The following is a 26808-nucleotide window of genomic DNA, read 5'->3' as shown; positions in this document are numbered from 1 at the left end:
GTGCTGTACTCCACCAACATACAGTGCACCATACGGTGTGAAACCTTCGTGGGGTCGCTGCTTCGACGCTTGTTGCGCGTTGTGCGTGGGTGAGCTCAGCGCCTGGAGGTGGAATCTGGCATCACACAGTGTGCGTCTGCCGGGCGACGGGGTGAGCGGAGAAGCTTCTTCTCCGGGTGAGGCGGCCGCGTCGATACGATGTGGGGAAGCATCGCGTCGGGTGAGGGTTCACCGTCGGCCGACGGCACACTGGAGGGGCGACATGGGCACTACCACCGAGACTCGTGCTGCGTTGAAGACATGGCGCGAGGGGCTCATCGGACTGGATCGACGAAGCCGTCTCCTTCGGTTCAAGGCTCCCAGGACATCCTCGCTGAGCTTCGATGCTCCCTCCGCGGACGCCATCCTCGAACTGCTCCGTTCCGGAAAGCTGCAGAGCTTCGTCGGCGACATCATCGACGCGAACAGCGGCGAAGCGCGCCCGGCACGCTCCGGGCCGCTTCTTCACGTTCCTCGCGCAGACGCGGAGATCGGTCCTGTGGTCCGCACTCTGATGCGCCGCGCGAACGAAGAGTTCCTCGACCGCGGCCTCTCCGTGCTCTACGTCGCTTTCGGCATGCTGAAGTGGCAAGACGTAGACAAGACGGACATGACCAGTCCGCTCTACCTGCTCCCCGTTGAGTTGGTCCCGGAAGGGCCTCGAGCTACCCCGAGGATCAAGGGCGGTGAGGACGACGCCGTCCTCAACCCTGCCCTTCCGCTGCGCCTCAACGAGTTCGGGATCACTCTTCCGACGTACGAAGAGGTCGAGGGGCTGACCGTCTCGGAGATCCTGTCCCGCTTCACCGCAGAACTCGGCAAGGCGAAGGATTTCAAGGACTGGAGCTTGGAGCCGGAAGTTCATCTCGCCACATTCTCCTTCGCCAAGGAGGCCATGTATAAGGACCTCCTCGACAACGAAGCGACCATCCTCGAACACCCGGTGGTCCGTGCACTGGCGAACGGCGGTCCCACGAGTCAGAGCGATGAGTTCCAGTTCGACCCTGTTGATCCCGCCGACATCGACGAGGTCGCCCCGCCGGAGCGCACACCGCTCGTGCTCGACGCGGACTCCTCTCAACGTGCCGCTGTCGCAGCCGCCTTGGCCGGACGCAGCTTCGTGATGGACGGACCGCCAGGAACGGGGAAGTCTCAAACCATCGCCAACATGATCGGCGCGCTCATGCACGCCGGCAAGTCGGTGCTCTTCGTCTCGGAGAAAATCGCCGCACTCGATGTGGTGAAGAACCGCCTCAAAGACAGCGGTCTCGAGAGTTACCTGCTCGAGCTGCACTCTCACAAGACAAACCGCAAAGACGTCGCATCCGAACTCCTTCGCACCCTCGACAACGTCGCCCAACCGCCCCACGCGATGAGCGCCCCATCTCGCTCAGCCCTTGAAGACCGTCGCCGCCGACTCAACTCCTACGCGCTGGCGATGAACGAGCTTCGCTCACCACTGCAGGCATCGCTTCACGATGTCCTTGGTGAACTCGCCGAGCTCGTCCACGTGCCCGTTGCTCCCGCTCCGGGTCGCCCACCTCTCCAACTGTCAGAAGAGGGGCGCGCAGCACTCGGCGACACTCTCAGTCGCCTTGAACGAACATGGCGCCCCGCTGCGCAAGGCTCGACTTTCCTTTGGCGCGCTGTCACGGATCCCTCCTCGCTCGAATCTCGCCTCTATTCCGCAGTCAGCGCCCTGGAAGAGCTCCAAGGCACGATTCGCCTCAATGACGATGTCGTCGATTCGTTCGGACTGCGCACGCCTCGCCAAACGACGACGTTGATGGAGTTGCTGGATCTCCAACACGTTCACCGTCCCGGCTTCGTCAACGATGCATGGCTGACCGCAGTCGACCAGACTTCCATCCACGCAGATCGTCAACGCCTAGGCGATCTGGTCACCACGTACCAGCGCGCTGCTGACCTCGTTCTCGAACTGGCGGGTGTCGGCCACGAGCAGCTGCCCATCGACTTCCCCGCGCACTCGGAGGCCATCGCCGTTCGCGGGGCAGTTGACCTCGCCGGGCTCACCGCGCAGACGCTGAGAGGCACCGCAGACTCCTTCGCAGCCAGGGCGGTATCGCTCACAGCCGCGATCAACGCCGTCGGCAACCTCGCGCACCTCGTCGGGGTGGGCACCCCTCTTTCCTTCGCTGACGCAGACCGTGTCGTGCGCATCACTGAAATACATCGCGAGTTCCCCGGCATCGAAGCCGCTTGGCTCACAGCCTCCGGTCTCCACGCAGCCCGCGAAGCCGCAAACACTCTTCGTCTCGAAGCTCTCGCGCTCGAGCGAAGCGAATCACAAGCGAGCGGACTTTTCACCCCGAGCGCTCTCACGGCACCGCTGCGGGATCTCCAGGAGCGCTTCGCCAACCTCCACACCGGACTCCGAAAACTGTCCGGCGCGTACCGTACCGACAAGAAGGCGCTCGGAGCGCTCCTCGCCGACGCGAAGGAGGTGAAGTCAGGCATCGCCCACCTTTCGGATGCCATCGCCTGGTCCGATGCCGTCGGAAAGTTCGAGGCCGCCGGCGTCGCCTCCGGGCATCTGCTCGGGCGATGGTGGCAGGGACGGTCCACCGACTGGGAAGCGGTCGACCGATACCTCGGAGCGGCCGAGGAAGCCATAACTCTCAGCGGTGACATGGTCTCTCGCTCGACGGTCGCCTACCTGGCTTCCGCGACGGTTGACCCCGCTGAGGCGGCAGTTGCGGAGTCCGTGCGTCTCGAGCTCGTCAACTGGCGAGCAACTGTTGCATCGCCTCCTGCTCTGGCCGGGCGACCGGAACTGCTCGTCGAGCAACCGGCGACTTCGGTCGCGTGGCTGTCCACGCACGTCGCCCCCATGAGGAGCGCCGCTGAGCGGATCGAGTCGGTGTCAGCCCACACCGGCAGAGAGCACACTCTTGAAGATGCTGACGCGGTCATCGCTGCAGTCCAGGATGTGCGCGCTTGTACGCGAGAGCTGGACTTGGCGACGACCGACCTGAGCGCCCAGTTCGGAGACCTTTACCAAGGCGCCCGCACCGACCTCACCGTCGTGGACGTGGCCCTGGGATGGGCGGGGAGAGTTCGCGAGCTTGCGGGCGCTGCGCTATCGCCCCACCAAGTTTCTGCTCTGGTCCAGTCCTCTCCCGTAGGCAGCCTTGAGTCTGTCCTCCGCAAGTGGGAGAGCGCGCGCGACGAGATCCTCAACGCGTTCGACTCGTCGCGGACGGACGAGCTGAGGGAGGACTTCGGCGACTTCGTGACTGCCTTCGAGCTTCTGAGCGACTTCCAGTCCGACACCATCGGTCAACAGGAGTGGTTCGACTATCAGGCAATCCGCGCCGAGCTTCGCGAACTCGACCTCGATGAGACCGTCAACTTCTGTATCGAGCAGCGCTTGCAGGCTGCGGACGTTCCGAAAGTCATCGAGCGTGCATTGCTGCGCGCGTGGGCGGACGAGCACATTCGAACTGACACCCGCTTGCATCCACTACTCGCCGCAGACCGAGAAGCCCTCGTCGCCGAGTTCCAGAAGCTCGACCGAGAGATCGTCGCAGCAGCCACCAGCGACATCATCCAGTCCGCGAACACGCGGCGGCCCGCGAACACCTCGCTGGGAGAGCCCGCCCTCATCCGGCGGGAGGGCATGAAGCAGAAACGCCACATGGCGGTTCGCAACCTCATCACCCAGGCGCGCACCGCGATTCAAGCCATCAAGCCCGTTTTCATGATGTCTCCACTGGCGGTCTCGCAGTACCTTCCGCACGACCTGAAGTTCGACGTCGTCATCTTCGACGAGGCATCCCAGGTCACCCCGGGCGACTCCATCAACTGCATCTACCGCGGCAGATCCTTCATCCTCGCCGGCGACGACAAGCAGCTTCCACCGTCGCAATTCTTCGAACGGGCGGTGGAATCCGACGACTCCGACGAAGAGGACTCGGACGTCAAAGACTTCACCTCGATCCTCGAACTCGCCAAGTCCTCCGGTGCCTTCCGAAACCTGGGCCTCAGATGGCACTACAGGTCACGTCACGAAGCCCTCATCGCCTTCTCGAACTACCGGTTCTACGAGGGGCACCTCGTCACCTACCCGTCCGCGCAGGACGAAGGACCAGACGTCGGAGTCGAGTTCTTCCACGTAGACGGGATGTATCGCCGAGGCGGGGGAGCAGACAACCCGAAGGAAGCCAAAGCCGTCGCCGAAAGAGTCATTCAGCACTACCGGACAAGACCCGGGCTCTCCCTCGGCGTCGTCACCTTCTCCGTCGCGCAGGCCGACGCCGTCGTGGCCGCGGTCGACGAGCTTCGTGGGCAGCACAGAGATCTCGATCCTCATTTCGACAAGAGCGACCGACTCAATGGATTCTTCGTCAGGTCGCTCGAGTCGGTTCAAGGTGACGAACGCGACGTCATCGTCTTCTCCATCGGGTACGGCCCAGACGAAGCGGGCAAGATCTCCACCAACTTCGGTGTCCTCAATAAAGACAGGGGATGGCGTCGCCTCAACGTGGGAGTCACACGCGCAAGGCAACGCATCGAGGTCGTCGCATCCATAGACGCAGGCGATATCCCACAATCCACGAATGAGAACGTTGAAGCCCTGCGCTCGTATCTAGACTTCGCACGCAGAGGCATCTCTGTACTCGGCACGCAAGCCTCAGTGACGGGGCTCATGCCGGACTCCCCGTTCGAAGAATCCGTAATCCGGGCGATACAGTCCTGGGGCTATGTCGTGGAGCCCCAAGTGGGGGCCGCAGGCTTCCGCATCGACATCGGTGTGCGACACCCCGCCAAGCCCGGCTCCTTCGCCCTCGGCGTCGAGTGCGACGGCTACCAGTACCACTCGGCACCCGCCGCACGTGACCGGGATCGGCTCAGGGACCAAGTGCTCTCAGGCCTCGGGTGGACCCTCCACCGGATCTGGGGCACCGGATGGTACCGAGACCGTCATCAGGAAGAAGAACGCCTCCGGGCGGCCATCGAAGCCGCGGTCACGGGAACTGCGACCCGTAAGCGGAACTTCACAATTCCGCGCGCGACGGTTGAGACGACCGCGGCGGAAGTCGAAGTGCCCTTCACCTGGGCTGTCGACTACATCGAGGCGGAACCGGTCGCGTTGCCCTACTGGGTTCAGCCAGCAGAGCCCGGCAACCATCTCCACCTGGTTGAACCCCTCAGGGCGCTCGTCCTGGTTGAAGGCCCTGTGCACCTCGACACCGTCAGCGAGCGGATCCGAGAATGGTGGTCCGTCGGGCGAGTCACCGCTCGACTCAAGGAAAACATCGACCTAGCCATCACCAAAGCGGGCCTCGCCCGAGAAGGCGATTTCGTCGATGTGAAAGACCGCGCGGTAACCAAGGTGCGGTCACGCGACCACAACCGCAAGCCAGACCAGGTCCACCTCGACGAGTTCGCGCTCGCCGCCGAGATGCTCGTACGAGACGTCGGTGGAGCGTCACGTTCAGAGGTGGTGAACGCCATCGCGCGCCAGTTCGGCTGGACGCGGACGGGCGCCATCGTAGACCAGCGCGTGAATGCAGCTGTCGACCGCGCCGTTGCCCGCGGGGTTCTCGCCGAATCCGGCGATACCTTGTCGGCACCACCAGCTAAGTGACGCAGTCGGCCATCGGCCTACGGACTTCGATGATGATGGCAGCAGCTCGAGGCAAAGTTCTCGCGCGAGTAGGAAAGGAATAGGCGATGGTGTACGACAGCACACAGGTCGAGAAGCTCAAGGCCCTCGTGAGTGCATTCGCAACTGAGCTGGATACAGCCGCAATGCCCTACATCAACGAAGGCTTGACTGAGACGGTCACGCTCACACAGATGTCCGATGCTGACAGAGCATCGGGAAAGCTCGGGTGGGGACTTGCGGCTTCGTCTGGCGCTGAGCCGAGCATGCTCTTCACTTACTCCGATCCTGCGGCTCTCCGGCTCGAAGCCACAGCTATGAAGCGCAGAGGTGAGTACCTCGCGTCCGCAGAGAAGCTCATCGAGTCCTTTCGGCTAGAAGGCCACTTTGACCTCGGCAACCTCAGGAACTTGTGGAAAACAACTCTCTGCGGCGGTGATGCCCGAGGGGCGGTCGCCCTCATTAGGGCCGCCGTTTCTGTCTACGAGCGTTACGACGCAGCGAGGCTGTACGAGCAGTTGCCATACCCGCCGCAAGACGATCTGGCAGACGTTCTCGGCGCTTTGCAGACAGAGGAGTCGTGCGCATCGCGGCTTCGCGACTTTTCAGGGAACCCCAACTACGTGCTTCCTAGGCCATATCGGCAAATCGTTGCCGACCTTCGCGCAACCAACGTGCGAGAAACAGTTGATACGTCTGCAGCGACCCCGAAGTCGACAGGCGGGTGCTACATCGCTACGGCCGTCTACGGAAGCTACGACGCGCCTGAGGTGATGGTGCTTCGTGAGTTCCGAGACGAACGCCTTCGGCGCACGGCGCTTGGCCGAACTTTCATCGCAACGTACTACGCGCTTAGCCCCTCGCTAGCTAGACGACTGCCAAGGCACAAGAGACTGAGTGCTCGGATTCGAGGAATGCTCGACTTTGTGGTGGACCGTCTTCGTTCCAATGACGGAGGCAGGGATGATGAGGTCACCCGCGCTACCGATGGACTCGCAGCACCGAGGAGAACATGCATTCGCTCAGGCGTCGAACGGACGTTCGCGAAGAATGGTGTTGGCAGACTGTGACCGTGATCTTCGGCCCTTTTCCTTCTCCTACTAGCGCTCCGTTCGCGATGGCGGCGCCGCCCGTTCAAGTGGAGGTGGTGGGCGACGAGTTCCTCGCAATACTGGGGCTGGCAGTGTCTGTAATTGCCGCCGTCGTCGGCCTCTTCGCCGCTGTCGCCGCGTGGCGTGCCGCTACCGCCGCTCGAGACGCAGCGCGGGTCGGCGAGAAATCGGCCGAGCATGCGGCCAACGCTGCCGACGCAGCACAGAAGACCGCGGAGTATGAGCGAGCGACCTTCGAACTAGCCCACCAGCGAGATGTCATGAGGCAGGCTCTCGCGGTAGTCGTGTCGTGGCGGGGTGAGTTCAGCGGTGGCTTGACCCACGGAGCGACGGTGGAAGTTCAGAACACCAGCGGGCTGCTCATCTCCCAGCTCGAGGTGTGGGCTGTCAAGAACGGTGAGCGTGTCACAGAGGTGAAGAGCATGCAGGACCTCGGAAGCGTGTCCCAGACTTTCTCGCTAGCGGCGACGGTTCCCTTCGTCGACTTCTTCGCTCCCGCCGAGAGTAAAGGTGTTGTCCGGTTCACTGACTCCGTAGGACTGCGCTGGGAGCGTCGAAGCTATGAGGCTCCCATCAGTGTGGACGAGATCTCGAAGCATTCCTAGCCAGCGGCATCCGTCGTCTGCGTGACCGCGTAGGCAGACCTATGGTCAACCGGCGCGGGAGCTGTGACCAGGCCGTAGTCTGACTGCCCAGGAGCGGGACTGGTCCCCGTGCCCGGACGATGCTGCGGAGGCTGGCGGCACCACAGGAAAATGGTGAGGGGTTCATGGGAAAGTGGCCTCACGTTCGACGTACGTAGCCTTGCCACAGCGGGTTGTGCCAACAGCCCACCATTCCGGGGCCGGAATCTCGCACGAGGTTCCGGCCCTTCTGCCTTCCCGGGATCGCCGAGGGCATGAGGAGGCCACGCCCTCCGCGACCGTCAGCGCGTGGGAAGGCGCTCCGCGATTGTCCCCTGGGGCGCGCCGACCAGCGTCTCGCAGGCCTGTGCCAACCGAGCGGCGAACAGTGCCGCGTCGGTGCGGCGGGTCAGCGCATGTGCGGCGATGCCGTCGATCATGGCGAGGATCTGCCAGGCCACGGCATCCGTGTCGTCGGTGCGGAACACCCCGGAGCGCCGGCCCTCCTGGATGAGCTGCGCGATGAACGACTGCCAGGCGCTCATCTGTTCGTCGATGGCCACCGACAGCGCTGCACTGCCGCGGCCGAGGGACCAGGCGTCCACCCACACGAGCGTGATGTCGTCGTGGCCGCTGCTGAGGACCGTGGAGATCATCCGCGCCATGCGTGCCGCCGGCTCGCTCTCGGTCTCGGCCTGGGTGCGGACGTCGTCCAGTTCGGATGCCGTCAGCTCGCGGAAGGTGCGCGCCACCAACTCGTCCATGCTCGATGCGTAGTGCGAGACGAGCCCCGGCGCCACCCCTGCGCTGCTGGCGACTGCCCGCAGCGTCAGCGCGGACAGTCCCTTCTCCCTGGCGATCGCGATCGCGGCGTCGTTGATCTCGCCGGCGCGCTGCTCCGGCGTCTTCCTGGTTCGTGGACGCGTATCGGATGTTGACATGGTGCCTCCAGTGTAGGAACATTCCTGTATTGGTCACGTGACCAACAAGCCGTTGTCGGCGAAGGAGATGACATGGGCTGGCGGATGCCGCACGAGGGCGAACGGCACGAACGCACCTGGATGGCGTTCCCGCGCGTGGGTGTCACCCTGGGCGACGGTGCTGCCTGGCGCGACACGGCGTACCGCGCGTGGACCGACGTCGCCCTGGCGATCGCCGAGTTCGAACCGGTGACGATGGTCGTGGACCCGACCGAGATGGCGCGGGCGCGGGACATGCTCGGCTCGGCCGTCGAGATCGTCGAGTCGCCGCTGGACGAGTTCTGGATGCGCGACTTCGGCCCTACCTTCGTCCTCGACGACGATCGGCCGGGCGTCCTCGGCGCGGTCGACTGGATCTTCAACGGCTGGGGTGCGCCCGCATGGGCCGAGTGGCAGGTGTCGGCCGGCGTCGCACGCATCGTCGCCGCACACGTCGGAGCCGAGCACATCAGTTCGGTGCTCGTGAACGAGGGCGGCGGTATCCACGTCGACGGCGAGGGCACGGTGCTGCTCACCGAGACCGTGCAGCTCGACCCGAACCGCAACCCCTATGCCGACAGAGGCCGCGTCGAGGCCGAACTCGCACGCACGATCGGCGCGACCACAGCCATCTGGCTGCCCCGAGGCCTCACGCGCGACTACGACGAGTTCGGCACCAACGGACACGTCGACATCGTCGCCGCGTTCGCCGCACCGGGTCGGGTGCTGCTGCACCGCCAGGACGACGCCGGACACCCCGACCACGTCGTCACGCGGGAGCTGAAGGCGTTCCTGCAGGACCAGACGGATGCCGCGGGCCGCCCGCTCGAGATCATCGACGTCCCCGCCCCCGAGACCCTCCGCGACGACGAGGGGTACGTGGACTGGAGCTACATCAACCACCTCGTGGTGAACGACGCGGTGATCGCGTGCGGGTTCGGTGAGGACGCCGCCGATGCCCGCGCGCGGGACATCCTCGGATCCGCGTACCCCGGGCGACAGATCGTTACCGTCGACGCGCGCCCGATCTTCGCGCGCGGCGGCGGCATCCACTGCATCAACCAGCAGCAGCCGGCACCAATCGAGGCACCCGCATGATCGACGTCGTCGAAGCATCCATCGCGGACCTGCGGCGAGCACTCGAGACCGGTGCGGCTACGAGCGTCGCGCTGGTGCGGGCCTATCTCGCCCGCATCGACGCGTACGACGCCCCGGGGACCGAGACCGCGCTCAACGCGGTCGTCGTCCGCAACCCCGACGCGCTCGCGGAAGCCGCGGCGTCCGATGCGCGCAGGGCGGACGGGCAGTCGCTCGGCCCGCTGGACGGCATCCCGTACACGGCGAAGGACAGCTACCTCGTCGCCGGGCTCACCGCGGCATGCGGATCCCCGGCGTTCGCGGATCTGGTCGCGCAGCGGGACGCGTTCACGATCGAACGGCTCAGGGCCGGCGGGGCGATCTGTCTCGGCCTGACCAACATGCCGCCGATGGCGAACGGCGGGATGCAGCGCGGTGTGTACGGACGGGCGGAGAGCCCGTACAGCGCCGACTGGCTGACCAGTGCATTCGGATCCGGCTCCTCCAACGGATCGGGTACCGCGACCGCCGCGAGCTTCGCTGCCTTCGGACTCGGCGAGGAGACCTGGTCGAGCGGTCGGGCACCGGCGTCGAACAACGCCCTCTGCGCATACACGCCCAGCCGCGGCGTCATCTCGGTGCGCGGCAACTGGCCGCTGGTGCCCACGATGGACGTCGTGGTGCCGCATACCCGCACGATGGCCGATCTCTTCGAGGTGCTCGACGTGATCGTCGCCGATGACACCGACGTCCGCACCGACTTCTGGCGCGCCCAGCCGTGGGTGCGTGTTCCTGCCGCATCCGAGGTGCGTCCGTCGTCGTACCGAGACCTCGCCGCGACCGACCCTCTGTCCGCTCTCGCCGGCCGCCGCTTCGGGGTGCCGCGCATGTACGTCAATGCCGATCCGGATGCCGGCACCGGCACCACCATCGGAGGCGCGACCGGACAGCGCATCGTCACCCGGGCGTCCGTCATCGACCTCTGGGAGCAGGCGCGCCGAGACCTCGAAGAGGCCGGCGCCGACGTGGTCGACGTCGACTTCCCGGTCGTCACCAACTACGAGGGCGACCGCGCCGGGGCGCCGACCGTGCGCACCAGGGGACTGGTGTCCGAGCGGTTCCTGCGCTCCGAGATCGAGGATCTCTCCGCCTGGGCGTGGGACGACTTCCTGCGCGCGAACGGCGACCCCGCGCTCGATCGGCTCGAACTCGTCGACGGCGCGCACATCTTCCCGCATCCGGAAGGTGCCCTCCCGGATCGCTACACCGGCTTCGATGACGAGATCGCCGGGTATCCGGCTCTCGTCCGCGAGCGCCCGTACGCGTCATTCACCGACATCCCGCATCTCGAGGAGGGTGTGCGCGGGCTCGAGGAGACCCGCCGCGTCGACCTCGAGGAGTGGATGGACGCGCTCGGCCTCGACGCCGTGATCTTCCCCGCCGTCGCCGACGTCGGCCCCGCCGACATGGACGTGAACCCGGCATCCGCCGACGCGGGTTGGCGCAACGGCGTGTGGGTCGCGAACGGGAATCTCGCGATCCGACATCTCGGCATCCCGACCGTCACGGTGCCGATGGGCACGACGGCAGACATCGGGATGCCGGTGGGTCTGACCATCGCGGGCCGCGGCTGGGACGACACCGCCCTGCTGCGCCTCGCCGCCGCGTTCGAGGCGACCGGCGAGCGCCGTACTGCGCCGCCGCGCACTCCCGCTCTTCCCGCAGAGGAACTCTCGTGACGTCCCCCTTCCCGCGTCCGGAGCGGCGCCTGCAGATCATGGCCGATGCCTCGGATCCGTTCCGGCGCGGCGTCGCGCGCGGCATGCAGCTGCGCGAGGCTCTGCCCGGCACGATCGACGCATATGGCCGGCTCTTCCGCCTCGGCGCCGTCGACGAGAAGACCGTGCGTGACGACGCCGAGCGGCTGCTCGACGCGATCGACGCCCATCGTCCGGCGCTGCGCGCGCAGATCGAGGGCATCGCCGCCGGTGCGGATGCCGAGATCTGGCGCGTCGCAGCCTTGAACGGGCGAACGGAGATCCTGTCCCGCAGCGTCGCCGTACCGCCGGGAGAGTGCTCGACCATCGTGCGCTCGATCCGCGATGCGGACGGCCGCACGCGCACCCTCGGCGTGCAGACGTGGGACTGGCACATGGAGATCGCGCCGTACTGGCACACGATCATCTCGCGCGGCGGCATCCACGACTACGCCGGACTCACCGAATGCGGCATCCTCGGCAAGATCGGCGTGAACAGCGCCGGCGTCGCGCTGCACTTCAACATCCTGGGGCACCGGTCCGACCGGCCCGAGGGCATCCCGATGCATGTGCTCGCCGCTCTCGTGCTCGAGGAGGCGTCCAGCGTCGCGCACGCCGTCGAACTGGTGCGCGAGGCGCCGGTCACGAGCTCCGGCTCGTTCGCGCTCTTCGACGCCGCAGGCGACGCCGTGCTGCTCGACATCAGCCCCGAAGGCGTGTTCTCCGCGCCTGCCATCGCCGAGGACACCTGGCTGCGCACGAATCACTTCCTCACCGAAGCACCGGCGGCGCACGAGAAGACCTGGCTGTACCAGCCCGACTCCGGTCTGCGATGGCAGTTCCTGCGAGACCGACTGCTGTCCGTCGGCGCGCCGACGGATGCCGAGCAGCTGCGCGCGATGCTCGTGACCGGCGACGGCGAGCCTCCGGTGACCTGCGTACCCGACCTCGCGCTTCCGATGGGAGAGCGGTGGGCCAGCCTGGCCACCGTCGTGCTCGACCCCGTCGGTCGTCGGGCCGACGTGCTCGACGGCACTCCGGCTGAAACCGCCACCCGCCCGCATCTGGCGCTCGCGCTCTGACCCGATCGAAGGGACCACCATGACCGACACCGCCACCGTCTATCGCAACGCCACCGTCTTCGACGGGCTCGCGGATGCTCCGGTGCAGTCCGCGTTCGCCGTGCGCGGCGATCGCATCCTCGCCGTCGGCACGGAGACGGAGGTCCGCTCCGCGGCAGGTGAGGGTGCCGCGGTCGTGGACCTCGGCGGGGCCTTCGTGATGCCCGGTGTCATCGAGGCGCACGCGCACCTGGCGATGTTCGGCCACGCGCAGGGCAAGGTGCAACTCCGCGACTGCACCTCGGTGGCACAGATTCAGCAGCGGCTGCTCGAGGCACGGGCGATGAACCCGGACGCGACGATCATCGAGGGCGTCAGCTGGCTGTTCGACGCTCTGCCTGCCGGCGTCACCCAGCCGACCGCGGCGATGATCGACGAGGTGATCGACGACATCCCGGTCTTCCTCGATGCGAACGACCTGCACAGCACCTGGGTGAACACAGCCGCGCTGCGCGCTGCCGGAATCGACCGCGACACGATCGACCCGATCGGCGGCGAGGTCGTGCGGGACGACGACGGAGAGGCGACCGGGTTCCTGCTCGAGACCGCGGCGATGGATCTGCTCGCGGACTATCTCGACGGCATCCGGACCGAGGAGGAGGTCGACGGCCACCTCGAGCTCGCCTTCGGCGCGTATCTGGCGGCCGGCGTCACCGGTGCCGCCGACATGGGCATGACAGAGCAGTCGATGGCGGCGCTGCGGCGTCGGCTCGACCGCGACGGTCGGCTGCCGTTCCCGGTCACCGCGCACTGGTGGCTGAGCTCCACCGGCGATCCGGCAGCCGATCTCGCCCAGGTCGAGCGTGCGGTGCAGCTGCGTGACGAACTCGATGCCACGGGCACGCCGTGGCTGAAGATCGTCGGGGTGAAGTTCATCCTCGACGGCGTGATCGACGCGTGCACCGCCGCGATGGTGCGCCCGTATGCCGACGGCTCGAACGCCGACCCGATCTGGAGCCGCGAGGCCGCGACGCCGGTCGCGATCGCCGCCGACCGCGCCGGCCTGCAGCTCGCGATGCACGCGATCGGAGACGCGGCGAGCGCACTGGCCGTCGACCTCGTCGAGGCCTGTGAGCGGGCGAACGGCACCGACATCGCCCGCCGCCCGCGCATCGAGCATCTGGAGTCGGTCGCGCCCGAGACGGTCGCACGGATGCGCGCGCACGGCATCGCGGCATCCATGCAGCCGGTGCACTGCGACCCCGCCATCCTGGACAACTGGATGGCGATGCTCGGCGATCAGCGCGCTGAGGACGGCTTCCCGTGGAACTGGTTCCGCGACGTCGACGTTCCCGTCGCGCTGGGTACCGACGCCCCCACCGCACCCCACGAGGCTCTGCACAACCTGTTCATCGCGATGACCGGGCGATCCTCGATCGACCGCGCGCTGCCGCCGTACCACCCCGAGCGTGCGTTCACCGCCGCGCAGGCACTCGCTGCGGCGACGTCCGGCGCGGCCCACGTCGGCGCGATCGACGACGCCTACGGCCGGATCGCGCCCGGCTTCTTCGCGAACGTCGCCGTGCTGGACATCGACCCGCTGTCCGCGCCGACCGACGACCTGCTCACCGGAGCCGTGCTGCTCACCCTCGTGCACGGCGAGGTCGCCTACCGGCGACCATGAGCTCCCGCTCCTGAATCCCGAACGCCCCCTGCACTGACGCAGGAGGGTGCCCGTCCTGGAAGGACCGTCATGTCCGACACATCCGCCACCCCCGCTCCTGGTGCCGTCGCGCCCGGATCCGAGTCCGATCTCGTCGACTCCGCCAGCACCCCCGAGACCCGGGGCATCGAACTCATCGACGACGCCCAACGGCACGGGAGAGCGCGCGATCTGTTCTTCGTCTGGAGCGCTCCGGGCGTCAGCGTGCTGAACATCACGGTCGGCGCCTCGATGACGCTCGTGCTCGGCCTGGAGATCTGGCAGGCGCTGCTCGTGATCCTGGCATCGAGCGCGCTCGCTCTGCTGCCGGGTATCGTCGCCATCTCCGGACCGGCAGCCGGCACCTCCGGCTCCGTGGTCCAGCGAGCGATCTACGGTATCCACGGCAACAAGATCGTCATCGCGTTCTACGGCTGGTTCATCTCGGGCGTCTTCCTCGCGCTGAACTGGGTGGCGGCGTCGTTCATCGGCGGCGAACTGCTCGTGCGGTGGGGCTTCCCCGATCCGATCGCGGCATCGATCCTGGTGGCGGTCGTGGTCTCGACGATCACCGTGATCGTCGCCGTGTACGGTCACGCCCTCATCCTGAAGGCCTACCTGGCGATCTCGATCGGGCTGTTCGTGATCTTCGCACTCGTCATCGGCTTCATCGCCCCCGCGCTGGATTGGGGATTCGCGCAGCCCGCGCCGCTCAGCGGGCTGCCGCTGTGGGTGAGCGTCACGATCGCGTTCGCGCTGATGGCATCGTCGCCGCTGTCGTTCAGCAACAGCGCCGACATGGCCCGTTATCTGCCACGCGACACCAAAGCGTCCGGCATCATCGGCGCGACCGCGCTGGGACAGCTCTTCCCCGCGGTGCTCATCACCGCCTTCGGCGTCGTGCTGGGCGGCTCCATCGGGCCTGACAGTCTCGCGAACGGCATCGAGTACTCCCTGCTCGAGAAGCTGCCGGTGTGGCTCGCCCCGCTGTTCGTGCTCGGCGTCCTGGTGAACTGCATCTCGCTCAACGGCATGACGACCTACACGGCGAGCATGGCGCTGCAGTCGATCGGCGTGCCGATCCGCCGCATCCCCTCCGCGATCCTCATCGGTGCGCTCGGCTGCGCGTTCACGATCGTGCTCGTCGTGGCATCCGACCTGATCAGCGCCGTCAACCTGATGCTGCAGTTCCTGCTGATCATCTCCGTGCCCACGATGGGTGTCTACGTCGCCGACATCGTCCTGCGCCGCAACCGGTACTCCGGGACCGACCTGTTCGACGAGCGGCCCGGCGGCAGGTTCTGGTACACCGGCGGCTTCGGCCTCCCGGGTCTCGTCTCCGTGGTCACCGGTGGCTTCGCCACCGCGATGTTCCTGTCGACGACGGTATGGACCGGCCCGCTCGGCGCAGCGCTGGGCGGGCTCGACCTCTCGGTGCCGGTCGGACTCCTGGTCTCGGTGGGCCTGTACGCCGTGCTCGCAGGACGGACGGTGCGCGCGCAGATCGGCGGCTGAGCCCGGCGGCCTCCGCGATTGCTCTCTTCGGGCTCGGGCGTCAAGGGGGTACGGCACCGTCACCTCGCGTCGTACCGTTCCCCCATGGCTATCGAACTGAACCGACCGGCGCTGAAGCTCGCGCGCTCCCTCGTCCGCGACGGCAAGGTCGTGCGGGACGAACGCGACGACTGGTCCGAGGCGGCGCCCAGCGCGGAGGACGAGAACCGCTTCATCGACGAGCACGGATGGACGGAGTTCGCCCACTGGCACCTCGGCATCGACAAGAGCGAGAACCCCGAGACGAAGAAGGCGTACAGCTTTCCGTTCGGCGACTTCCGGAAGGTGCGCCGCTCCGGAGTGATCTCAGGGGAGAGCCGCGCCGGACAGTATGACCACGAGGAGATCCGCGACGAGTTGCGGAAGCTCCTCGAGCTCATCGACTCCGAGGAATGACGCCGCGCGTCCGTATGCTCGTCCCAAGGCTGTTTCGATGACGACGGGGTGAGGCATGGTCGATGACACCGGCAGGGACGACACGGACGCGAGCGGCGAGACGGAGGACGACCTCCCGTACTACACACCGCCGTTCGGCAGGGAAGAGGTCCCCGGGTTCCTCGACCGACTCGTCGCCCACCTGCTCGCGGGAGAGACGCGCGAGGCCTTCACGTTCGAGGGGGTGGAGGTCGAGGAGTCGCAGGGCGTCTGGCTGCTCCCGCTCGGCGGCTACGACCCCGACGCCGACGAGTCGCTGCAGCCGAACCCGCCCGCCGACCTCGTGGTCCCCGAGGGCGGATTCGCCGCCTACGCGGAGGAGTGGACGGAGGGCGTGCGCCGGACGCTGCACGAAGCGTGGGGTGCGCCGATGGTCCGGAAGCCGTCGCTCGTGGGGGAGAACCAGGATCCGGAGGGCATCCTCGACGTGGTCCTCGTCTCGGTCGGCATCCCGGAGGCGGAGATGTGGGACCGCGGCGATCTGTACTGCGTGCTGGTCACGAACTGGGACGCCGAACCGCGGGAGAGCATGCTGCGCCAGGCGATGGTCGTGCTGCCGCGGGAGTACGCCGTCGGCAGCCTCAGCGCGCTCCTTCCCGAGGAGGACATGCACAACGACCTCCTCATGAACGGCGAGAATCCGCTCGAGCTCCGACGCCGCGCCTGGCTGCTGAGCACGCTGTTCGGCGCCGGGGAGGTGCGGCTGCGCGACGTCGACACCCCGGCGTCCCGCTTCAGTCTGCAGTCGCGCAGCGGGGTGACGACGGTCTGGACGTTCACGGACGACGGCCGCATCCTCGTCCTCATCCAGGACCCGACGTCGACGTTCGCGGACGAAGCGCCGGCGCAGTTCCTCGCGGAGGTGGCGCAGCAGCACGGTGGCGATGCGGCGGATGCCGCGGATCCGTCCGAACGGGAGGCGGACCTGGCGGAGGCCTGGCTGATCCTGGCCGCGCGCATGCTCGACAGGGTTCCGGACGACCTCCGCGCCCTCATCGCCGCCCGAGGCGAGGACGCCCGCGGCGAGGTCGCGGAGCACGACCTGGAGTTCCGCATGCTCGGCGACGAACCCGTGCCGGTCATCACCGGCGCGGTGTGGTTCGACGGGGAGCACTGGTGCGTCTCGCCCTCGCTCATGGAGATCGGCCGCCGCAACGACTTCGGCATGGACGACTTCGGCTTCGGCGCCGCGGTGCGGCAGCCGTATCGCCTCGGCGGCGCCCTCACCGTCGACGAGATGTCGCGGGAAGGGGACGAACGACGCACCTGGTTCGAGCGGGTCTTCGCCGCGTGCCCGTACCCGGAGCAGGACCGCCCGTCCGACACGGACCGCCTCGGCTACGCGGTGCCGACGAGCGGCGACTATCACGACCTCGTGGCGGACATCGAGCGCGTCACCAGAGCGTGGTGGGAGCGCTCGCCGGAGGACGCCGACTGGGCGGATCGGACGTTCGAGATCGGCGGACGCGGGCTCCGCGACGACCACGGTCGGGCGCTCCGCGTCGTGCTCGCGTCAGGGGAGGTGTGGACGGTCGATGCGCTGCAGGCCTGGGCGGACGACCTCATCGGCGTCATGAGCGAAAGGTGGGGAACGGCCGGGGAGATCCATGCTCGCAACGAGAAGACCGGGATCGATCGCCGCAGTCCGCTCACCCGCGTCATGCGCGCCACGGGACTCCTCACCGCGCCGCTCTGGTGGGTGAACGGCCATGCGGTCGCTGTGGTCGCCGGAACGCCCGATCCCTCGTACGGCAACGACCCCGAGGTCACCATCGTCATCGCGCGACCGGACGCCGTGCTCGACCTCGCGCGCGGGAGCAACCCGTGGGAGCTCCGCATCCGCGCCCGGATCATCTCCGACGTCTCCGCCCTCGTGGGCGGCGCCCCCGCGTCCGGACCCTTGCCGTGGAACGGCCCGCCGCTCGCCGGCTCCTCCCTTGTCCCCGATGCGATGCGCGGCGGCTTCCGCACCGGAGACCACTTCTGGACCTGGTACTTCACCCACGACGGGCGCGGCCTCCTCCTGTCCCATCCGACGGGTCCCGACGCCGCCGCCCGACCCGAGCCCTCCTTCGAGGAACAGGTCGCCCTGTTCTGCGGCGTGCCCGACGACCTGCTGTCGCTCGTGGTCGACCGAGACCCGGGAGGGTTCTTCCCGGTCGAGCATCGCGGGGCCTCGGCCCCTGGCTCCGCTGGGACCGAGAACCTCCTCGCCGGCGCGGCGACCCTGCCCGCCGTGCACGCGGTGTTCTGGCGGGACGACGTCGACTGGCGCGCCTCGGAGGGGATGCTGCAGCGGGTCCGTGACGCCATCGACCCGGACGATGTGGACACGACGAACCCCCTGGAGACCATCTACTCCGAGGCCCTCGGGGTGCCGCAGCTCCAGTGGGCTCTGCGGATGGGGGAGCGCATGGGGCCGCCGACTCTCCTCGATGCGTCGTACGCGAGCTTCGTCTTCGATCGGGTGCCCGAGCGGGAGGAGATCGAGCACGTCTACGCGGGCCTCGGGGTGTTCCCCGATCTCGCACTCACCGGCACGCTCAACGACCTCCTCGACGTCGTCGTCGATGCTCCGGGGTACCGGTTCCTCCTCGATGCCGCGCTCAGCAACCCGCACCCCCAGCGCCGCCGCGAGCTCGCGCTCTGGCTCTTGGACCAGCGCCTCGACGCGTCGTCCTCCCTGTCGTTCCTGAGCCCGGTCAACGTCCTCTTCGCCAACCCCACGCTGGGCGCGGAGGATGAGCCGGTGCTGCGACGCCTGCTCGAGCGGGGCGCGATCCCGGGCCCGACACCCGTCGCGACGCTCCCGGAGGGGCATCCGTTCGTGCAGCTGCTGCATCGCGACATCGAGGAGACCGCGCTGGCGCCGCTGGTGCGGACCCTCCTCGTGCACGGTGACGTCGATCCCGCGACGCCCGCTCTCCCCGACGGTCGCAGCTTGCTGGACTTCGCATCCGGCGCCTTCCCGCACGGGCGGTCCCGAGATGCGCTCGCGTCGGCGATCCGAGAGCTCGTCGCGGGCGGCGCCGTGGACACCGACGCCGAGCCGGAGCGATGAGCGCTCCGGAGCCCGGAGCGCGCGTGGACGACGCCGAGCCCTACGCCCGCGCCCTGCGAGCCGTGCTCGACGGGGAGTGCGAGCGCGTCGCCGCCGCGCTGGGGGACCTGCATCGGGCCGCCGTCGAAGCGGAGAGCGGTGTGGAAGCGATCCTCATCGACGTCTTCGTCGACCAGGACGGCGAGGGCCCCTTCGACGTCTGGGCGCGGTTCGACGGGGCCGACGCCTTCGACCTGGACCGGCGGTTCGACGACCAGCGCCACCTGTTCGGTGTGGAGTGGACCGCGGACGGCTGGGAGCCCGCGGTGCCCTCGCGCCCGCGCGGATGGACGCGGGATCGCCTGGAGGAAGCCGTCCTCGTGGTCGTCGCCGAATGGATAGAGGGCCTGCTCCCGACCGGCGCGAGGGAGGGCCTCTTTTGGGTCGGCGCTCCCGACCTCGGCTACGCCTGACGGAGCGCGGACTGCCCCGAGCGGCCCGGCCAGCCGTCGTCCGGTGATAACGTCGGGCTATGAGCGACCGCGTGAGCCTCGAAGCCCTCCGCTATGCCCAGGCCGTCTCGGAGACCCACTCCTTCGGCGCCGCCGCGCGTGCCTACGGCGTGACGCAGCCGGCCCTCTCGACCGGAATCTCCAAGCTGGAGGACCGCCTGGGGGAGCGCCTGTTCGAGCGCTCGCCCCGCGGGGTCGTCCCGACAGCCTTCGGCGCGCATCTCCTCCCGGTCATCGACCGCGCGCTCCTCGCCGTGGACCAGGTCGCTGCCGAGGCCGCGCGCTGGAACCGGTCGGCCGATGCGCGGGTGCGGGTCGGGGTCTCGCCGCTCATGAATCCGGCCATCGTCGCGCGCGCCTACACGGCCGTGTGCGCGCTTCCCGCCTCGCCGGCGCCGCGGCAGCTCGTCCTCCGCGAGGCGAACGTCGCCGACCTGCGGCGTGAGCTCTCCGCCGGGGAGCTGGATCTCATCCTCGTCCCCTCCGTCGCACCGATGCCCCGCTTCCGGCACCGCATCGTCGATGCGGAGCCGGTGGTCGTCGTGGACCACGAGCCGTCGCAGGGCGGCGCGGTCGAGCTCAGCGACCTCACCGACACGCCCCTCATCCTGATGCCGGACACGTGCGGGCTGACGACCTTCACCACCGATCTCTTCGACGCGAACGACGTGCCGTTGAGCGCCTACGACGGCGAGGCCGCGACCTATCGGGTGCTCGAGGAATGGGCGAAGCTGGGCCTCGGCACGGCGGTCATCCCACGCTCGAAGCTCGCCTCCCCGGACGCGCCGCATCGCCCGCTGCGTGAACGCGGCATGGACGTGGAGATCTTCTACGAGGCGGTCTGGGACCCTTCCTCCCCGCTCGCCGACGACTTGGCCGACCTCACCGCCGCGCTCTCGCTGGACGCGGCGACTGCCGACTCATAAACAGGGGTTATCACTCGATCACGTGCGCTCGTATACTCCCGACGGCTGCCGCTTCGTAGCGTGGAGACGAGACGGCACCCGCCGTCCAGGACGGAGAGGAGCCGCACCATGGCCGAGCTCGACAGGGAATTCACCGGACGCACCGCGATCGTGATCGGGGGCACGAGCGGGATGGGCCTCGCCATCGCCGAGCGGATCGGACGCGAGGGGGCCGCGGTCGTCGTGGTCGGACGGCGCGAGGAGAAGCTGGGGGCTGCGCGGACGTCTCTCGTCGGCCAGGGCATCGATGTGACCGTCCTACAGGCCGATCTGACGGACCCCGCGAGCGTGGAAGCACTCCGTGCCCGGCTCGCCGCCGAGCACGCCGATGCCGACCTCCTCGTGAACGCCGCGGGCGTGTTCGCGCCGAAGCCGTTCCTCGAGCACACCGAAGCGGACTACGACGCGTATCTCGACCTCAACCGGGCGACCTTCTTCGTCACCCAGACGGTGGCCTCCGGCATGGTCGCGAAGGGCCAGGGCGGAGCCGTCGTCAACCTCGGCTCGATGTGGGCGCACCAGGCTGTGGCTGCGACGCCGTCCTCGGCGTACTCGATGGCCAAGGCCGGCCTGCACTCGCTCACCCAGCACCTGGGGATGGAGCTCGCGTCGCACGGCATCCGCGTGAACGCGATCGCCCCCGCCGTCGTACGGACGCCCATCTACGAGGGCTTCATCCCGAAGGACGAGGTCGACGGAGTCGTGTCGAGCTTCGACGCCTTCCACCCGCTCGGCCGTGTGGGAACCCCCGAGGACATCGCCGAGGTCGCCGCGTTCCTGCTCTCCGACCGCGCGAGCTGGGTGACCGGTGCGGTCTGGGACGCCGACGGCGGCGTCATGGCCGGGCGCAACTGACGCCGCCTCCTCGCGGAGTTCCGGAACCTAGCTGCTCGGCGAGGTCTCCTCAAGCCCCTCGGCGACTCCGGTTCCAGCCGGGAGACTGGGGCCAGCCCGATCGAAGGAGGAGACATGGAATCGACACCCGACGACGTCGGCGGCCAGCCGTTGCGCGACGGCGACGCCACCACCGAGGCTGACCCGAGCAACGATCCCGCGCAGGCGGAATGGGAGCGCACGGAAACCCTCGACGACGGTGCGGCACCGGAGGATCTGGAGGAGTCGACCGCCACCGGCCGCGATCCCGACGAGATCCCCGATCCCGACGATGAGGTGCCGGCGGCGGACCTGCCGGGTTCCGCGCCGCAGCCGGAGAGCCAAGGGGAGGACCCGGTCCTCGCCGATCTCGGCGAAGAAGGCCAGGGTGACCTGGGGCCGGGGGACGTCTGATGGCCATCACGGCGATCGTCACCCGCTCGAAGAACGGCCAGTGGGTCAACGAGGTGGAGGGCGCGCCGGAGCTCTCCCGCAGCTACACCAGCCGCGATGAGGCGATCGAGGAGGGGGAAGCGCTCGCCTCCGAGCACGGCGCCCGCCATGAGGTCGAGGAGAGCGAGCCGACCGGCACGATCACCGACGGCGGCGACCCGCACGACGTCTGAAGCCCGGCGGCTGCTCAGCGCAAGATGACGAGTTCGCGCGTCGTGCGGGTCATCGCCACATAGCGGTCGACCGCCCCCGTGCGCCCGGAGCCGAATGCCTCCGGGCGCACGAGGACCACGAGGTCGAACTCCAGTCCTTTGGCCTCCTCCGGCGTCAGTGCCCGGACCCGGGGCCGCGGCACGAAGGTGGGGTCGCCGATGACGGCGGCGACTCCCTCCGGGTTCGTCGCGAGCCACGCCTCCAGCTCCGCGTCTCGCTCGGGCACCGCGCCGTGCCGGATCGGGATGCCGCTCTCCCGCACGGACGTCGGGACGTTGGCGTCGGGGAATGCCTCGCGGATCGTCGGTGCGGCCAACGCCATGACCTCGGCCGGAGTGCGGTAGTTCACCCGGAGCGAGGAGACGCGCACGTTCCGCAGGCCGAGGCGTTCGAGGCGGGCGGGCCACGACTCCGTGAACTTCCGCCGCGCTTGGGCCCTGTCGCCCACGACCGTGAAGCTGCGGGAGGGGCACCGCGCGATCAGCATGCGCCACTGCGCATCGGTGAGCTCCTGCGCCTCGTCGACGACGATGTGACCGAAGGGGCCGGCGAGCTCGTCGGGCGGAAGCGGGGGAGGCGCGTCCGCTCCGGCGAGAACGTTCTGCGCATCCTGACCTCGCAGGATCGACATCACTTTCATCTCGCTGTCGTCGCTCGCGACGAGGTGGTCGACCACTGCCGACATCTGCTCCTGCGCCGCGGCCGCCGCGCCCTGCCGGCGGTGCTGCTCGCGGACGGCCTCGGGGTCGCCGATCCGGCGGTGCGCGGCATCGAGGAGGGGCAGGTCCGGGTCCGTCCAGGGCGCCCCCTCGGCACGGTGCAGCAGGGCGTGCTCCTCGGGCGCGAGGTCGGGCGCACACCGCGCGAGCAGCGTCGGGGACGCCCAGAGCGCGGCGACCACGGCGTCCGGCGTCAGCAGCGGCCACGCCCGTACAAAGGTCCCGGTGAGTTCGTCGTCGTGCCGCAGCCACCGGCGGATCGAGGACTCCGGGACATCCTCGTCGCGCATCTGGTCGACGAGCAGTTCCAGCAGCTCCTCCCAGACCTCGTCGCGGGCCTCGTTGTGCGGGGAAGCCGGATCCGCCGAGGCGAACAGCTCGGCCCAGTCCTCTCGGCCGATCCAGAGATCGGCCCACGGCGTCTCGATGCGGAGCGCATGCCGCGGTGGCCGGGTCAGGACGGCGACGGCCGCCCCGATCACCTGGTCCGGGTCGAGACTCTGCTTCAGCTCGGCCACGCGGTGGTCCGGCTCCGTGACCGCGCCCGCGCCCTCGGGAGTGAGGTCGCGCAGGGTGCACAACCTCACCGTGTCCTCGCCGAGACTCGGCAGCACGTCCTCCACATAGCCGAGGTACTGCGGGTTCGGACCCACGAGGAGCATGCTGCCGCCGCCGTTCGTCAGTCGCGGTTCGGCGTACAGGAGGTGTGCCGCCCGGTGCAGGGCGACCACCGTCTTCCCGGTGCCTGGGCCGCCGTCCACCACGAGAGTGCCGGGGGAGGGGGCTCGAACGATGGCGTCCTGATCCGCCTGGATCGTCGCCAGCACATCCCGCATCCGTCCGGTGCGATGCGCGTCCAGGCTCGCGAGGAACGCGGACTGGTCGTCGAGGGAGGCGGCGCCGTCGAGGCCCTCCGGCGACAGCGCCTCGTCCCAGTAGTCCGTGATCCTGCCTCCGTTCCAGCGGTACCGTCGCCGGGAGAGGAGGCCCCGGGGGTCTTCCCAGGTCGCGGCGAAGTACGGTTCCGCTGCCGGAGCCCGCCAGTCGACCAGCAGGCGGGTGCCGTCCGCATCGGACACCCCGGCGCGACCGATGTACACCGGCGGTCCGGCCGCGGGGGTCATCCGGCCCAGGCACATGTCGATGCCGTAGCGCTCCCGCAGGCGCAGCGTCGCGCTGAGGCGGCGGATCTCCAGGTCGCGATGGACCGCCGTGACGCCCGCGTCCGCGGCCTGCTGGCGCACGAGGGCGAGACGAGCGGTCAGGGCGTCGCGTTCCCGGGAGAGGGCGACGCCGAGCCGTCGGAGGTGGACGCGGTCGGCGGCGATGAGGTCGTCTGCGGACTTCGCCGCATGGTCGGCGGACAGGTCAAAGGGGTCGAGCACCGGAGGTCTCCTTCGCGAGGGCATGCGGGGGCACGCGAGCCGTCGATTCTGCCTCTCGAGGGGGGCCTTGTGGCAAGCCCCCACTCCGGCGATATCCTGGAGATGCAGGGAGACGAGGGGACCTCACCATGACCCATCGGATCGGCTACCTCATCGGCAGCCTCGCATCGGACTCCATCAACCGCGTCCTGGCGACGGCGCTCGTGCGGCTCGCCCCGCCGGACCTGGAACTCGTGGAGATCCCGATCCGCGACCTCCCCCTCTACAACCGCGACGACGAACTCGAACCGGTCGCTGCGGTCACCGCGTTCAAGAGTGCGGTCGAGGGGGCGGACGGGCTGCTGCTCGTGTCGCCGGAGTACAACCGCTCCATCCCCGGGGCGTTGAAGAACGCCATCGACTGGGGCTCGCGACCCTGGGGGCACAACTCGTTCGCACGAAAGCCCACGGGCATCATCGGCGCCTCGACGGGAGCCATCGGCACCGCGGTCATGCAGTCGTCGATGCGGAGCGTGCTGAGCTTCCTCAACGCGCCGCAGCTGAACGCCCCGGAGGCGTACATCACGTTCCGGCCCGAGGTGTTCGGCGCCGACGGGCAGGTGCACGACGCCGACACCGAGAAGTTCCTCGCGCACTACATGGAGGAGTACGCGGCGTTCGTCGAGCGGGTGCTGTCGCTCACCGCTCCGGGTCACGTCGGCGACCGGTAACCGCCGCGCTCGCCGCGTCAGGAGGGCGTGTCCGTCACGAGGTCCGTCACGAGGGCGCTCAACGCCAGGGCGTCGTGGGGTGCGTGCCCGCGGGCGTCGTTGTCGAAGTACACGAAGACGTCGCGCGGCTTCCCGTCGTCGGCTCCGGTCCCGTCGGCCCACCCGCGGATGAGCCTCGCCCACTCCCGCAGCTCCTCCTCGGTGTAGGCGCTGTGGTAGAGCATCTGCGCGCCGTGGAGACGGATGTAGACGAAGTCCGCGGTGAGGGCGTCGAACCGCGGCCACTTCCCGGCGGTGTCGGCGATGACGAGGGAGGTTCCGTGCTCCTGCAGGAGGCCAAGGCTCGACGGGTCGGCGAAGGAATCGGAACGCGGTTCGAGGGCGTAGCGGAGCGGGCGGTCGGCATCGATCTCCAGCCACGTCCGGTCCTGTAGGCGCTCGTCATGCCGCCGGGCGAGGGAGAGAGCCTCCGCCGCCGTCTGCGGGAGGGTGTCGAGGAACGCCTCCACGATCTCGGCGTCGAAGTGCTGCCGCGCGGGGAGCTGCCAGAGGATGGGGCCGAGCCGGGGACCGAGGGCGAGGACGCCCGAGGCGAAGAAGTTGGCCAGCGCCTGTTCGACGTTGCGCAGCCGCAGCATGTGGCTGACGTAGCGGGAGCCCTTGACCGCGAACACGAAGTCGTCGGGAACGCTCGCCGCCCACCGGCGGTAGCTCTCGGGCCGCTGCAGCGAGTAGAACGAGCCGTTGAGCTCGACGGTGGGGAAGTGCGATCCGATGTGCTCGAGTTCTCGACGCTGCGGCAGGCCGCGCGGGTAGAAGTCGCCGCGCCACCGGGCGTACCGCCACCCGGAGACGCCGATGCGTACCCGGCCCTGCCCGCTCTTCCTCGTCACGGCCGGCTCCGTCGGGTCAAGCCCCTTGCCGCTGTCGTGCGGCCTCGGCAGGCTGGAGATACCCACGCCGAAGGAGGAGAAGCCATGTCTCTCAATGACCATCCGATCGACGATGTGAAGCCCGAGGCCGACCTGCAGGAGCAGGAGCGCCTTGCGGAGGAGGTTCCCGAGGATCCGGAAGCGCCGACCCCCTCGGCACCGGAGCCGCACCCCATCGAGGCGGACCCGGCGGACGCTGCGGAGCAGCGCATCGAAGTGCCGCTGGATGAGGACGGCGTCGACGAACCCGCCGACGACTGACGTCCTCCGGCGGCAGGTGAGCCGGCGCGGCGTTCGAGACAGGGGAGAGACGTCATGACGAACGACCGTAGTCCGAGCGGTGCGTGCCCTCGCCGGGGTTGACGCCCAGCAGGACGATGGCTAGCCGCGGGGTATGCCCTCTCGACGGGACCGCCCCAACCCGGTGCTGCCGAGAGGGCTCACCGTCCTACCCGGACGGTTGGGGAGGCGGCGAAGTCTCGCTGTCTCTACGGCCGATCCCCCAGAGATTCAGCCGGTAGCCCCCGCTACGAAGAGCAGAATATCCCTTAATCCTCTTGTCCGCCATTTGGGGGACAAAAGTTTCTTCGAAAAATTCTGCGCGGCTCTCGGCTCTGTCGCCGATACGGGCCGTTCCGTAGGGTGGGGACATGGACAGGATGCTTGTCTTCGCCGGTCAGGTGGCCCTTCCGGTCGGGCACCGGGTCGAGGTCTCCGAACTCGTCGACCCGCAGACGGATGAACCCGTCGTCCTCTCGCTGCTCGATCTGGACACCGGCATCCGCTACCGCCGCGCCGAGGAGCCGCGAGCCGAGGTGACGCACTGGATCGGTCGTGTCCTCGACTGCACGGTGGCCGTGGGCGTCGCACCGCGGACGTCGCTGCTCATCGACCCCATCGGGCCGTCGGCCAGCGGCGCGGGCATCGCTCTGCGCGGCGCGGATGCGGCGGTCAACGCGGCCAAGGCGGAGGCGGATCGCTGGGGTGGATCGGACCGGCCCCCGCCGGAAGAGCCCGAACGCTTCTGGTGACCGCCGGAAGCCGGGCCCTCGCGCACC

At 68.5% G+C, this 26808-nt stretch carries 21 protein-coding genes; 18 read left to right on the top strand and 3 right to left on the bottom strand.

The window, feature by feature from the left end; all coding sequences use genetic code 11:
* Window positions 1–262 precede the first annotated feature (262 nt).
* The 3 genes from KVS71_RS09195 to KVS71_RS09185 all read left to right on the top strand — a co-directional run bounded on the left by KVS71_RS09195 (window position 263) and on the right by KVS71_RS09185 (window position 7385).
* On the top strand, window positions 263–5650 hold the full coding sequence (locus KVS71_RS09195; RefSeq protein WP_126892907.1) for a DUF3320 domain-containing protein: 5388 nt from the start codon (window positions 263–265) through the stop codon (window positions 5648–5650).
* Between the two features lie 86 nt (window positions 5651–5736).
* Window positions 5737–6738, top strand: coding sequence for a CFI-box-CTERM domain-containing protein (locus KVS71_RS09190; protein ID WP_126892908.1), 1002 nt, complete (start codon window positions 5737–5739; stop codon window positions 6736–6738).
* Entirely contained in the window at window positions 6735–7385 is a 651-nt protein-coding gene (locus KVS71_RS09185; RefSeq protein ID WP_217584392.1) for a hypothetical protein, read from the top strand. The genes KVS71_RS09190 and KVS71_RS09185 overlap by 4 nt, the downstream gene beginning before the upstream one ends.
* A 320-nt stretch (window positions 7386–7705) precedes the next feature.
* Here KVS71_RS09185 and KVS71_RS09180 read toward each other — a convergent pair whose 3' ends face one another.
* Window positions 7706–8344 carry a TetR family transcriptional regulator C-terminal domain-containing protein gene (locus KVS71_RS09180; RefSeq protein WP_217584391.1) on the bottom strand — a complete coding sequence of 213 codons (639 nt, stop codon included), beginning with the start codon at window positions 8342–8344 and terminating at the stop codon, window positions 7706–7708.
* A 72-nt stretch (window positions 8345–8416) separates the two neighbouring features.
* Between KVS71_RS09180 and KVS71_RS09175 the strand changes: the two genes are divergently transcribed.
* The 12 genes from KVS71_RS09175 (at window position 8417) to KVS71_RS09120 (ending at window position 21964) form a co-directional block, all read left to right on the top strand.
* Entirely contained in the window at window positions 8417–9460 is a 1044-nt protein-coding gene (locus tag KVS71_RS09175) for an agmatine deiminase family protein (RefSeq protein WP_217584390.1), read from the top strand.
* On the top strand, window positions 9457–11178 hold the full coding sequence (locus tag KVS71_RS09170; RefSeq protein WP_217584389.1) for an amidase: 1722 nt from the start codon (window positions 9457–9459) through the stop codon (window positions 11176–11178). Before KVS71_RS09175 ends, KVS71_RS09170 begins: the two co-directional genes overlap by 4 nt.
* Window positions 11175–12278, top strand: a complete 1104-nt coding sequence (locus tag KVS71_RS09165) for a C45 family peptidase (RefSeq protein ID WP_217584388.1) — start codon at window positions 11175–11177, stop codon at window positions 12276–12278. The genes KVS71_RS09170 and KVS71_RS09165 overlap by 4 nt, the downstream gene beginning before the upstream one ends.
* A 19-nt stretch (window positions 12279–12297) precedes the next feature.
* On the top strand, window positions 12298–13941 hold the full coding sequence (locus KVS71_RS09160; RefSeq protein WP_217584387.1) for an amidohydrolase: 1644 nt from the start codon (window positions 12298–12300) through the stop codon (window positions 13939–13941).
* Between the two features lie 69 nt (window positions 13942–14010).
* Entirely contained in the window at window positions 14011–15474 is a 1464-nt protein-coding gene (locus KVS71_RS09155; protein WP_217584386.1) for a cytosine permease, read from the top strand.
* 84 nt (window positions 15475–15558) lie between these two features.
* Window positions 15559–15909: a hypothetical protein gene (locus tag KVS71_RS09150; RefSeq protein ID WP_060921131.1), complete on the top strand. Its 351-nt coding sequence runs from the start codon at window positions 15559–15561 to the stop codon at window positions 15907–15909.
* 55 nt (window positions 15910–15964) lie between these two features.
* Window positions 15965–19009, top strand: coding sequence for a hypothetical protein (locus KVS71_RS09145; protein ID WP_217584385.1), 3045 nt, complete (start codon window positions 15965–15967; stop codon window positions 19007–19009).
* The gene (locus tag KVS71_RS09140) at window positions 19006–19461 is read left to right on the top strand and encodes a DUF6389 family protein (RefSeq protein WP_199787648.1); all 456 of its coding nucleotides are present in this window, start codon (window positions 19006–19008) and stop codon (window positions 19459–19461) included. The genes KVS71_RS09145 and KVS71_RS09140 overlap by 4 nt, the downstream gene beginning before the upstream one ends.
* 59 nt (window positions 19462–19520) lie before the next feature.
* Window positions 19521–20426: a LysR family transcriptional regulator gene (locus tag KVS71_RS09135; RefSeq protein WP_217584384.1), complete on the top strand. Its 906-nt coding sequence runs from the start codon at window positions 19521–19523 to the stop codon at window positions 20424–20426.
* Between the two features lie 108 nt (window positions 20427–20534).
* Complete coding sequence (locus tag KVS71_RS09130; protein ID WP_060921135.1) at window positions 20535–21320, top strand: SDR family NAD(P)-dependent oxidoreductase; 786 nt, start codon at window positions 20535–20537, stop codon at window positions 21318–21320.
* A gap of 114 nt (window positions 21321–21434) precedes the next feature.
* Window positions 21435–21752, top strand: coding sequence for a sugar ABC transporter ATPase (locus tag KVS71_RS09125; protein WP_217584383.1), 318 nt, complete (start codon window positions 21435–21437; stop codon window positions 21750–21752).
* Complete coding sequence (locus KVS71_RS09120) at window positions 21752–21964, top strand: DUF2188 domain-containing protein (protein WP_217584382.1); 213 nt, start codon at window positions 21752–21754, stop codon at window positions 21962–21964. The genes KVS71_RS09125 and KVS71_RS09120 overlap by 1 nt, the downstream gene beginning before the upstream one ends.
* A 14-nt stretch (window positions 21965–21978) precedes the next feature.
* Here KVS71_RS09120 and helR read toward each other — a convergent pair whose 3' ends face one another.
* Window positions 21979–24108, bottom strand: a complete 2130-nt coding sequence (gene helR, locus KVS71_RS09115; protein WP_368874637.1) for an RNA polymerase recycling motor ATPase HelR — start codon at window positions 24106–24108, stop codon at window positions 21979–21981.
* A gap of 128 nt (window positions 24109–24236) precedes the next feature.
* On the opposite strand from helR, the gene KVS71_RS09110 reads away from it, so the two are divergent.
* Complete coding sequence (locus tag KVS71_RS09110; protein ID WP_085607922.1) at window positions 24237–24818, top strand: NADPH-dependent FMN reductase; 582 nt, start codon at window positions 24237–24239, stop codon at window positions 24816–24818.
* A 17-nt stretch (window positions 24819–24835) separates the two neighbouring features.
* Here KVS71_RS09110 and KVS71_RS09105 read toward each other — a convergent pair whose 3' ends face one another.
* Window positions 24836–25711, bottom strand: coding sequence for a DUF72 domain-containing protein (locus KVS71_RS09105; RefSeq protein ID WP_060921140.1), 876 nt, complete (start codon window positions 25709–25711; stop codon window positions 24836–24838).
* Window positions 25712–25795: 84 nt separating this feature from the next.
* Between KVS71_RS09105 and KVS71_RS09100 the strand changes: the two genes are divergently transcribed.
* Complete coding sequence (locus KVS71_RS09100) at window positions 25796–26011, top strand: hypothetical protein (protein ID WP_060921141.1); 216 nt, start codon at window positions 25796–25798, stop codon at window positions 26009–26011.
* Window positions 26012–26400: 389 nt separating this feature from the next.
* A complete protein-coding gene (locus tag KVS71_RS09095; protein WP_060921142.1) occupies window positions 26401–26781 on the top strand; it encodes a hypothetical protein in 381 nt (126 codons plus the stop codon).
* Window positions 26782–26808 lie beyond the last annotated feature (27 nt).

This window comes from Microbacterium sp. GbtcB4, from assembly GCF_019091465.1.
Classification (GTDB): Bacteria; Actinomycetota; Actinomycetes; order Actinomycetales; family Microbacteriaceae; genus Microbacterium; species Microbacterium paraoxydans.
This window is presented reverse-complemented; position numbering and strand designations above follow the sequence as displayed.

Bases quoted from the DNA above. Each gene is read 5' to 3' on its own strand.
- KVS71_RS09195 (WP_126892907.1), top strand. From the start codon at position 263: ATGGGCACTACCACCGAGACTCGTGCTGCGTTGAAGACATGGCGCGAG.
- KVS71_RS09190 (WP_126892908.1), top strand. From the start codon at position 5,737: ATGGTGTACGACAGCACACAGGTCGAGAAGCTCAAGGCCCTCGTGAGT.
- KVS71_RS09180 (WP_217584391.1), bottom strand. From the start codon at position 8,344: ATGTCAACATCCGATACGCGTCCACGAACCAGGAAGACGCCGGAGCAG.
- KVS71_RS09175 (WP_217584390.1), top strand. From the start codon at position 8,417: ATGGGCTGGCGGATGCCGCACGAGGGCGAACGGCACGAACGCACCTGG.
- KVS71_RS09170 (WP_217584389.1), top strand. From the start codon at position 9,457: ATGATCGACGTCGTCGAAGCATCCATCGCGGACCTGCGGCGAGCACTC.
- KVS71_RS09160 (WP_217584387.1), top strand. From the start codon at position 12,298: ATGACCGACACCGCCACCGTCTATCGCAACGCCACCGTCTTCGACGGG.
- KVS71_RS09155 (WP_217584386.1), top strand. From the start codon at position 14,011: ATGTCCGACACATCCGCCACCCCCGCTCCTGGTGCCGTCGCGCCCGGA.
- KVS71_RS09150 (WP_060921131.1), top strand. From the start codon at position 15,559: ATGGCTATCGAACTGAACCGACCGGCGCTGAAGCTCGCGCGCTCCCTC.
- KVS71_RS09145 (WP_217584385.1), top strand. From the start codon at position 15,965: ATGGTCGATGACACCGGCAGGGACGACACGGACGCGAGCGGCGAGACG.
- KVS71_RS09140 (WP_199787648.1), top strand. From the start codon at position 19,006: ATGAGCGCTCCGGAGCCCGGAGCGCGCGTGGACGACGCCGAGCCCTAC.
- KVS71_RS09135 (WP_217584384.1), top strand. From the start codon at position 19,521: ATGAGCGACCGCGTGAGCCTCGAAGCCCTCCGCTATGCCCAGGCCGTC.
- KVS71_RS09130 (WP_060921135.1), top strand. From the start codon at position 20,535: ATGGCCGAGCTCGACAGGGAATTCACCGGACGCACCGCGATCGTGATC.
- KVS71_RS09125 (WP_217584383.1), top strand. From the start codon at position 21,435: ATGGAATCGACACCCGACGACGTCGGCGGCCAGCCGTTGCGCGACGGC.
- KVS71_RS09120 (WP_217584382.1), top strand. From the start codon at position 21,752: ATGGCCATCACGGCGATCGTCACCCGCTCGAAGAACGGCCAGTGGGTC.
- KVS71_RS09110 (WP_085607922.1), top strand. From the start codon at position 24,237: ATGACCCATCGGATCGGCTACCTCATCGGCAGCCTCGCATCGGACTCC.
- KVS71_RS09100 (WP_060921141.1), top strand. From the start codon at position 25,796: ATGTCTCTCAATGACCATCCGATCGACGATGTGAAGCCCGAGGCCGAC.
- KVS71_RS09095 (WP_060921142.1), top strand. From the start codon at position 26,401: ATGGACAGGATGCTTGTCTTCGCCGGTCAGGTGGCCCTTCCGGTCGGG.